Source organism: Candidatus Glassbacteria bacterium (genome assembly GCA_019456185.1).
In the GTDB taxonomy this organism is placed as follows: Bacteria; Gemmatimonadota; Glassbacteria; order GWA2-58-10; family GWA2-58-10; genus JAJRTS01.
This window is the reverse complement of record VRUH01000011.1, coordinates 89,446-98,516: the sequence shown is the minus strand read 5'-3', so window position 1 is coordinate 98,516 and position 9,071 is coordinate 89,446. Positions and strand designations below refer to the sequence as shown.

Below are 9,071 nucleotides of genomic sequence, written 5' to 3'. Positions count from 1 at the left end.
GAGCCGGAAGAGGCGGCGGAAGAGGCTGAGGCTGTGGAGGAAGAAGCAGCCGCGGAGGAACCGGCGGCAGGGGAAGAAGAAGCTGAGCCGGAAGAAGCGGCGGAAGAGGCTGAGGTTGTGGAGAAAGAAGCAGCCGCGGAGGAACCGGCGGCAGGCAAAACTGATAAAAAAGTGAAAGAGGAAAAACCCTCGTCCGGGAAAAAAAAGGAAGACGATGACGGCGACGTGAGTATCAGCCAGGACGAAATCGACAAGCTGTTCGAATGAGACGTATAATTTATTGACAGTACTTGACTTTTGTGGCTCATAATAGTATTTTGAATTCACTTTGGCCCTTAATATTTTGTTAAACCCTATGGCGGGGAGGTATCTGCGTGCCTGAGGTGTATATCGATGAAGGTGATAATTTTGAAAAGGCGTTAAAGAGGTTCAAGAAAAAATGCGAAAAAGCAGGAATTCTCTCCGACCTGCGAAAGCACCGTCACTTTGAGAAGCCCAGCGAAAAACGCAAGCGTAAACTGAACTCCGCCAAAAGAAAAATGAGAAAGGACATGACCCGCAGGTAGTACTGCTGCCGGGAGCAGGGTCCGGGATACACGAATGTACGGATCTGTTCAGACTGTCCTGATAGATTAGCTCTTAACATACTTTTGTTAGGGGCTTTTTTTATTTCGGCCGTATCAACGGCTCTAGAACCCGGAGAAAAACAGAGGATGGTAGTTTCACAGCGAGTAAAGGATATGCTCGAATTCGAGCGGGTGCTGGAGTCGATTGCCGCTCAGGCGGTCAGCGTGCTTGGGCGCCGCATGGTTATGGCCCTGGAGCCGACCGACCGGGAGGAAGAGCTGGCCGCTGAACTCGACCGTCTGGCCGAGATGTGCTCGATCACCTCCGGAGACGCAACCTTCTCGCCGCCTGAGATCCCGGTGTTGGCGGAACAGATCGCACGGCTGGCCAAGACCGGAGTCGTGCTCGAGGCCGATGAGATAGTCGCGTTCAGCCGCCTGTTCGACGGCGCCCAGTCAGTGCGGAGCTATATCCTGCGCCGCGAGGATTCCCTGCCCTCGCTCTGTGCGCTCGCCGGCCGCCTCGAGGGCTTCGAGCAGCTGCACGCCGAAATCAGCCGCACTTTCGACGAGAACAACGACGTGCGCAGCAGCGCCTCGCCGCTGCTGCGCCGCCTGCGCAAGGACGCCCGCAATCTGCGCGAGCACCTGGAAAAACGACTCAATGATATCGCGGACAAGCTTAGCGCCGAAGGGTCGTCCGGGGAGAATTTCGTCACCCTGCGCCAGGAACGCTACGTTATCGCCGTGCTGCGCAACGAGATGAGTTCATGTCCCGGGATTATCCAGGGGGAGAGCGGCAGCGGCAATACGCTCTTTATCGAGCCGGAACAGGTGGTCGGACCCAACAACCGCCTGCGCGAGGTCGAACTCGATATCCGCCGGGAAATCTACCGGATTCTCGCCTCGCTGAGCGCCGAACTGGCCCCGGTCCGCGAGCAGTTGCGCACTGATATCGAGGTGCTCGCCGAGCTGGACAGTCTCTACGCCCGCGCCCGTTACGCCGATATTTTCCGCTGCCACAGACCGGCGATTGGCCGTACGGAACAGCTCAAAATCGTCCGGGCGCGCCATCCCCTGCTGGCCGCCCGCGACGATAAATCGGTGCCGCTGACTCTCGAAATGGATGATGGCGAGCGCACCCTGCTGGTCAGCGGACCCAACGCCGGCGGTAAAACCGTGATGCTCAAAACGGTCGGCCTGACGGCTCTGATGGCCCAGAGCGGAATTTTCCCCCTGCTGGACGAGGGCTCCAGTCTGCCGCTGTTCGGCAACGTGATTGCCGCGATCGGCGATGAGCAGTCGATTGACAAGAACCTCTCGAGTTTCAGCGGGCACGTGATCGAACTCAAGGAAGCCCTGGAGCGGGGGGACAGGCACAGCCTGCTGCTGCTCGATGAGATCGGCGTGGGTACCGATCCGGCCGAGGGCGCCGCGGTGGCTGCCGCAGTGCTGGAGCACCTGACCTGCCGCGGCTGCCTGACCCTGTCGACCACGCACTATGGAGAATTGAAATTACTTTTCGAGCAGGTGCCGGGCCTGGTCAACGGCTCGCTGGAGTTCGACCTGGAAAAACTGCGGCCCACTTTCGAGTTCTGCAAGGGAATCCCCGGCCGCAGCTACGGCCTGGAAATCGCCAGCAATATGGGTCTCAGCCCGGAGGTGCTCGAGCGGGCGCGGGAGTTCATGGGCGGCGAGACTCTGGACAGGGAGTCTTTCCTGGCCGGGCTGGAGGACCAGCAGAAAAAGCTCAGCGAACTGGTTAATTCAGCCCGCGATCGGGACCGTCGCTCAACCGAGCGCGAACGGGAACTGAAACAGCGCCAGGCCGACTGGAACCGTCGCACCCTCAGACTCGAGGAGCAGGAAAAGAGTTTCGAGCGCCGGATGGAGCAAAAGGTCCGCGAGGAGCTGCTGGAGTCGCGCAAGGAGGTGGAAGGAGTTATCGCGCGGCTGGAGGCCGAGTACGAGCGGGATGGCCGGAAGGCCGCGCGGCGCGCCCGTAAAGAGCTGGAAGACAAAATCCGTGATCTGAACCTGGCAGGGGTTGCAGACCAGGAAGCGCCGCCGGTTGAGGCCGCCGGTGTCGATCCCTCGGAGCTTGCCGCAGGCGACCGGGTGCGCGTACCCGGCCTGGGGCTGACCGGAGAGATTGCCGGCGGCCCGGACAGCGGCGGCAGGTTCACCGTCGTGGCCGGCAGGGTGAAAATCAGTGTCGTGCCAACGGAAATGGAGAAACTGGAAAACGCCGGAACTGAAAAGAGGACAGGTTTCGAGTATCTTTCCCCGGATGACGATGCCGCCGGCGGTGAATTGACCCGCCTGGATATCCGCGGGATTCGCGCCGATGAGGTGGGTCTCGAACTCGACCGGTTCATCTCGGGCGCCGTGCTGGAGGGCCTGACCGAAGTCGTGGTCCTGCACGGCAAGGGCACAGGCGTGCTGCGCGCCCGCGTGACGCAGCTGCTGAGCGATGACCGCCGGGTCGAAAGTTACCGCGCCGGTGAGTGGAGCGAGGGCGGCACCGGGGTTACAGTTGTCCGTCTCGCCGACTGAGATTATAGTTAAGCGAAAAGAAATCCTCGTAACAGATGGTTTTACTGCTTTTGACGAACTAAAGGCAGAAAGAAAAATACTAGAAGCTATTTCATAACTTTAAACGGGACAACCCCCGCCTGCTTCGCAGGCACCCCCTTTGTTAAGGGGGAATTGTCCGGTCTCAGGCTTTTTCGCACGGTGGCTGGGGTTAGACGGTTTTAGTCCCCCTTAGAAAAGGGGGAAACAGGGGGTTGTGTTTTTGGGAGTACCTGCCAATGGGCGAAAGTTTGAAATAAAACTCCAGTTGTGAAACAACTTCTAATGAATTAAGAATTACAGGTACCCGACCGGCTGCAACTTGTGAATCAAATGAATTTAAACGGATTCCTCGCGGGCCTCGCCGCGGGCCGGTTCATTCGATACCCGTGTCACTTCCCCTTAACCGCGACCCGATTATGCCCGGCTACCTTCCCGACGAATTTATCGATAATCTCCGCGAGCAGACAGACATTGTCGAGGTGATCGGCCAGCATGTGGAACTTCGCCGCCGGGGGCAGAACTGGGTCGGTCTCTGTCCGTTCCACACTGAAAAGACACCCTCGTTCACGGTCACGCCCTCAAAGGACATTTTCAAGTGCTTCGGCTGCGGCAAGGGCGGCGATGTGTATTCTTTTCTGATGGATCACCAGCAGCTCTCGTTCACCCAGGCGGTGGAGCAGCTTGCCGAGCGGGCCGGCCTGCCCATGCCCCGTCCTACCGGCGAGGTCCGCGAGGACTCCGGCCGCAAACGCCTGTTCTATGCCAATGAGTTCGCCAGGAGTTTCTATCACGAACAGCTCACCGGAAACGAGAGCGGAGCGAAAGCGCTCCAGTACCTGAAACAGCGCGGCCTGAGCGACGAGCTGATCGCCGAGTTCTCGCTCGGCTGGGCGCCCGAGGGCCGTGAACGGGATACGTTCTGCTCCGCGGCGCTGAACCACGGGATCGAACAGGAGGACCTGATCGCCGCCGGCCTGGTCAGTGTCGCGCAGGAAGGTGGCAGGAAATACGACCGGTTCCGCGGCCGCGTGCTGTTCCCGATCAGCGACACCCGGAGCCGGACAGTAGGTTTCGGCGGGCGGGTGCTGGACGACTCGCTGCCCAAGTACCTCAATACCTCCGATACCGATCTGTTCCACAAGGGCGAGGTCCTGTTCGGGCTGGACAAGGCCCGCGGCGCGATCAGCCGGGCGGAGAGCGCGCTGGTGGTCGAGGGCTACATGGACCTACTCAGCCTCTGGCAGTTCGGGGTTCAGAACGCAGTCGCTCCACTGGGCACAGCGCTCACCGCCGGCCAGGCCCGCCTGCTGGGACGCTATGCCAGGGAGGTGTTCCTGCTCTACGACGCTGACCGGGCGGGACTCAAGGCCACTTTCCGCGGCGGCGACGAACTGCTGGCCGCCGGAGTCAATGTCCGGGTGGCGACTCTGCCGGGAGGCCAGGACCCCGATGACTTCATCCGCAGCAACGGGCCGGAGAAATTCGAGGACCTGCTGAGCGGGGCAGTCGACCTGCTGGACCGCAAGATCGAAATCATGCGCGGCAAACTGAATTTGGAGGTTGTCAGTCAGCGGGAGCTGGCCGCGGACAAGTGCCTGGAAACGGTCGCCAGGGTCAGTGACGAGCTGGTACGGGAGCTTTACCTCCAGAAAACCGCCGAGTTTATCGGCGTGCCGGAAAACGTGGTCGCCGGGCGCATGCGCAGAATCTCGGCCGGAGGCCGCCGTAATCGTGCAGGGCAGGCTGCCGCTGCATCTCAAAAACTCACACCGGCTGATTATCTGCTCGCAATCTGCATGCGTAATCCTGAGTTTATCGAAAGGGTGCAGGAGAAACTCGGCCGCGACCCGTTCGAGCGCGAAAACCACGAGCGGGTGTTTGAGGCCATGCTGGCTGCCTGGGAGGACGGTGTGCGCAATATCGGTGAGGCGCTCTATGTCAACCTGCCCGAGGAACTGCACTCCGAGATCGCCAGGCTCCGTGAACTCGAACACTTCGAACCCGCGGAGGAAGTGTTCGACAGGTGCTGGCGCAAAATCGAGATCGGCAGGGTTGACAGCAGGATGAGCGAGATTTTTTATTCCACTGGCTCCGAGGGCACTGGTGCGGCCGATGAGTTGGAGGAACTCCACGCACGCAAGCATCATTTGCAACATGAAATGCCCGGAGCGTTCTGGTTGACAAAAAAGTGATCATACGTTGACAATTACCTGCCGGGTACTTACATTAAACGTGATACGAAAAATTTGCAAAATAGCTGATGCCGTTTAATTTTTACGGTATAAAGAAATCGATCCGGCAGAAACGCCGACCCGGATGGAAGGGGGGCGGTCTGTCGTTAACTTTGCCGGACCAATCCGGGATACACTGTTGACAGCCGGTGCGGCGTGTCTTGTATCCCGGCAACGGTCTTCCCCGAAAGCCGGTTTCCCGCTCAATATTTTACCCCGGTCCGGATATTTAGGGCCGGAGGCGAGTGAACCCTCCAGCAAGGATGAGCGAACCTGATGGACCGGTCGGCCTCCAGTATTCCAAGACGGCAATCAGATAAAACTGCGGAAAACGACAATCACGGAACCGTATCCGTAATCGGGCAGGATGACCTCGACGGGGATCCGCTGCCCGGTCCCAAGCTGGCTCAGCGTAAACGGTTGCTCAGGCGCAAGAACCAGATTGCCGAAAGCTCCGATCCTGTCTCCGACGACCCAGTGAGGATGTATCTTCGCGAAATGGGCAATGTGCCCCTGCTCGACCGCGAGGACGAGGTCGTCCTGGCCCAGGTGATCGAGCGCGGCCGCAAGAAAATTAAGTCCGCAGTGTTCGATTGCCAACTTGCGTTCGGGCTGATGATTGAGGAGAAGAGCAGGATCGAGCAGGAATCGCTGGCGGTGGATGACTTCCTGGACACCGAACTGAGCGACTGGAAGGGCCAGGACCTGGAGCAGAAGGAGAAGACGAAACTCCTGCGCAAGCTGCAGCGCCTCGAAAAGATCTACAACACGGTCCGCGCGCTCAACGCGAAGATCGTCGACACCCCCCCAAAAAACCGTCCCGCCCTGAACAGGGAACTGGAAAAGCAGCAGGGCAACCTCAAGCGGACATTCATGCGGATGCCGCTGACCTATTCCGAGATCAAGCGGATTTCCGATTCGATCCATGATATCAGCGCCGAGTTCGAAGACCTCTCAACCAGGGTCACCTACCTCGACAAGGTGATCGTCCGTCAGAAGCGGGCCAAACGCCCGATGAGCGCCGCCCAGATCCGCCAGTACCTGGCCCGCAAGGCCGGGATGGGCTATTTCGGCGACTCGGCTGTGGAGGACCTGGCCGGCTACCGCGACGAGATCGCCTGCCGCTGCGGCCGTCTGGAGATCGAATACGGGCTGGACAGCTCGGGGTTCACCCGCCTCTGCCGTCGCCTGGACAAGTACGACCAGGCAGTGGAGGGAGCCAAGCAGATGCTGATCAAGGCCAATGTCCGGCTGGTGATCTCGGTGGCCAAGCGCTATGTCAACAGGGGGCTTGAGTTCCTCGACCTGATCCAGGAGGGCAACAAGGGCCTGATGCGCGCCACCGATAAGTTCGACTACCGCCGCGGCTACAAGTTCAGCACCTACGCCACCTGGTGGATCCGCCAGGCGATCACCCGCGCAATCGCCGAGCAGGCGCGCGTTATCCGTGTGCCGGTGCACATGATCGAAACCCTGAACAAGGTCAACCGCGTCAGCTGGAAGTTCGTCCAGGAGTTCGGCCGCGAGCCCAAGGCCGAGGAAATCAGCGCCAAGCTGGGCCTGCCGGTGGAGAAGGTGCGCGAGGTGATGAAGATCAGCCAGGAGACAATCTCGCTCAACGACTTCATCAAGGACAGCAGCGAAAGCTCGATCGAAGACCTGATCGAGGACACCGAGACCGAGTCCCCGGCCCGCAACGCCGCGTTCAGCATGTTGCGCGACCAGATCGCCAACGCGCTCAACACGCTCACCGGCCGCGAGGAGAAAGTGATCCGCCTGCGCTTCGGTATCGATGACGGCTGCCCGCGCACGCTCGAGGAGGTCGGCAGCATCTTCAACGTCACCCGCGAGCGCGTGCGCCAGATCGAGGCCAAGGCGCTGACCAAGCTGCGCCACCCGTCCCGCTCCGGCATCCTGCGCAAGTATATGTTTTTCAGTTGACGGCCCCCGCTGTAAACCATCCGATGAGTCATTGATTTCCTAAGTTCAGCTGCTTATTGTAGTAGTGTATGCTGCTGTGAAAAAGTCCCCCTTTGCAAAAGGGGGATTCAGGGGGATTTGCCTTTAAAGAATTTTACATTACAAGACTTTATCAGGAAGGCAGCAAAACGGTGAAAACCCTGCTTTTGTTTACCGGCTGGTGTATCCTGTTCGTGCTTTCCTGGCCGGTTGCTGTCCTGGCGCTGGTGCTGTTTCCGGTTGTCTGGCTGGTGTCTTTGCCGCTGCGGCTGGTCGGGATTTCTGTCGGCGCGGTGTTCGCGCTGGTGCGGGCGCTGCTGTTCCTCCCGGCGCGGGTGCTGGGCTGGAGGTGAGGGGGGAGATGAGAGCAAGGTGTTAAGGTTAGTGGTATTTAGAAACAATAAACTTTGGATAAATAACAACTAGGTATTTGGAGTACCTTGTTATAATGAATGCACTTTGTTTTTTCCCTTGGTTTGCATTGGATGATGAAATAACAATTGGCAAGTATAGATTGATACCTTATAAAAGGGTAACCCTGCCCGCAGGAAGAGATAATGAAAAGCAAAAGATTCTTGATTCAGTGCTATCGCATTATTATGCGATTTTAAACAAACCTATTAATGAAGCTACTTTGGTATTATTAGATGGAAAGGAATTATTGGAGCAATTGAATCAAGAGGACACCGATTCTATATTTGTTTTCGCCGAATTATTTGCTTTTTCAAATTTAAGCAAAAGAAGTTTTTTTGGAATGCCGCAGTTTGACTACTGTAATAGAGATCTTTTCAGAGTTATGATCACACATTTTAAAGATGCTACCGGAGGATACAACCTAACTCAGCGAAGAAGAGACGGCACGACAAGCACTTTGTATTCAAAAGATGCCTTTAAAGTGTTTAAGTCAAAGCACATATTTAAGCCAATGGCAATACAATTTGATAGTCGATTACTAGAATCATTAACGAATGCCCAAACAAACCTTGCCCAAAATCACTGGGCTTGTATTTATGAGTCCATTGTCAATTTTAACTTTGCAAATACTGATAGCTTGGAAATAACAGAAGCAGTTGAAGTGGTTTTTACAATTGGTGCATTTGAAAGGCTTTTATGTAACAGTAAAGGGAAGATTAATGATTTGGCTAAAGCTTTTACAAAGGTTTTGACTACCAACAATGTCATAATGCCAAAGGATGTGCAAAGATTCGCTGATAATGTTGATCCGAAGAAATTGTATAAGTCAACAAGTGTAAGAGACCTTTGGATTCGTGATTTTTATAGCTTGCGAAACAACTTAGCTCACGGAAAGATTGAGCATGGGTATAATTCTATATGGGTGCTTAAGGACCACCTTTTATTATCTAGCTATATTTTTCCTTTGCTGGTAAAAGCTACTTTAACCGAGCATCAATTATACACCTTTACCGAGGAGGATCGGTTTCAAATAGATGTCTTTGAATCCTTGGCTTGTGAGGAACATTGTATTCCAAAAGAAATCAATACGACAGAAGATGATTCTATCGAGGCAGAGCAACCTTGGCAACGCATTATTAGTAAAGCATACTTTGAGAGGTATTTCTAAGCAAAGAATAGCTTTAATTCTTCAGCTAGGCGATGTATGAGTTATCGAAAAGGCAACCCCCGCCCCCGATTTCATCGGGGCCACCCCCTTTGCTAAGGGGGAATTTGGCGCGCGTCCCATTAGATAGCCACCAGCAGGCAGTCGCCAGGCAGCCGC

The 9,071-nt window shown here is 56.3% G+C and carries 6 protein-coding genes; all 6 read left to right on the top strand.

Going from position 1 to position 9,071, the window contains the following annotated elements; genetic code table 11:
* Positions 1-374: 374 nt before the first annotated feature.
* Positions 375-566 carry a 30S ribosomal protein S21 gene (gene rpsU, locus FVQ81_06385; protein MBW7996187.1) on the top strand — a complete coding sequence of 64 codons (192 nt, stop codon included), beginning with the start codon at positions 375-377 and terminating at the stop codon, positions 564-566.
* Positions 567-713: 147 nt separating this feature from the next.
* Positions 714-3,122: an endonuclease MutS2 gene (locus FVQ81_06380; GenBank protein ID MBW7996186.1), complete on the top strand. Its 2,409-nt coding sequence runs from the start codon at positions 714-716 to the stop codon at positions 3,120-3,122.
* Positions 3,123-3,529: 407 nt separating this feature from the next.
* Positions 3,530-5,335 (top strand): DNA primase, encoded by a 1,806-nt coding sequence (locus tag FVQ81_06375; GenBank protein ID MBW7996185.1) that lies wholly within the window; start codon positions 3,530-3,532, stop codon positions 5,333-5,335.
* Positions 5,336-5,650: 315 nt separating this feature from the next.
* Complete coding sequence (gene rpoD / locus FVQ81_06370; GenBank protein ID MBW7996184.1) at positions 5,651-7,315, top strand: RNA polymerase sigma factor RpoD; 1,665 nt, start codon at positions 5,651-5,653, stop codon at positions 7,313-7,315.
* Between the two features lie 170 nt (positions 7,316-7,485).
* Positions 7,486-7,686 carry a hypothetical protein gene (locus FVQ81_06365; GenBank protein MBW7996183.1) on the top strand — a complete coding sequence of 67 codons (201 nt, stop codon included), beginning with the start codon at positions 7,486-7,488 and terminating at the stop codon, positions 7,684-7,686.
* 95 nt (positions 7,687-7,781) lie between these two features.
* Positions 7,782-8,915 carry a hypothetical protein gene (locus tag FVQ81_06360; GenBank protein ID MBW7996182.1) on the top strand — a complete coding sequence of 378 codons (1,134 nt, stop codon included), beginning with the start codon at positions 7,782-7,784 and terminating at the stop codon, positions 8,913-8,915.
* Positions 8,916-9,071: the final 156 nt, after the last annotated feature.

Bases quoted from the DNA above. Each gene is read 5' to 3' on its own strand.
- FVQ81_06380 (MBW7996186.1), top strand. From the start codon at position 714: ATGGTAGTTTCACAGCGAGTAAAGGATATGCTCGAATTCGAGCGGGTG.
- rpoD (MBW7996184.1), top strand. From the start codon at position 5,651: ATGGACCGGTCGGCCTCCAGTATTCCAAGACGGCAATCAGATAAAACT.
- FVQ81_06360 (MBW7996182.1), top strand. From the start codon at position 7,782: ATGAATGCACTTTGTTTTTTCCCTTGGTTTGCATTGGATGATGAAATA.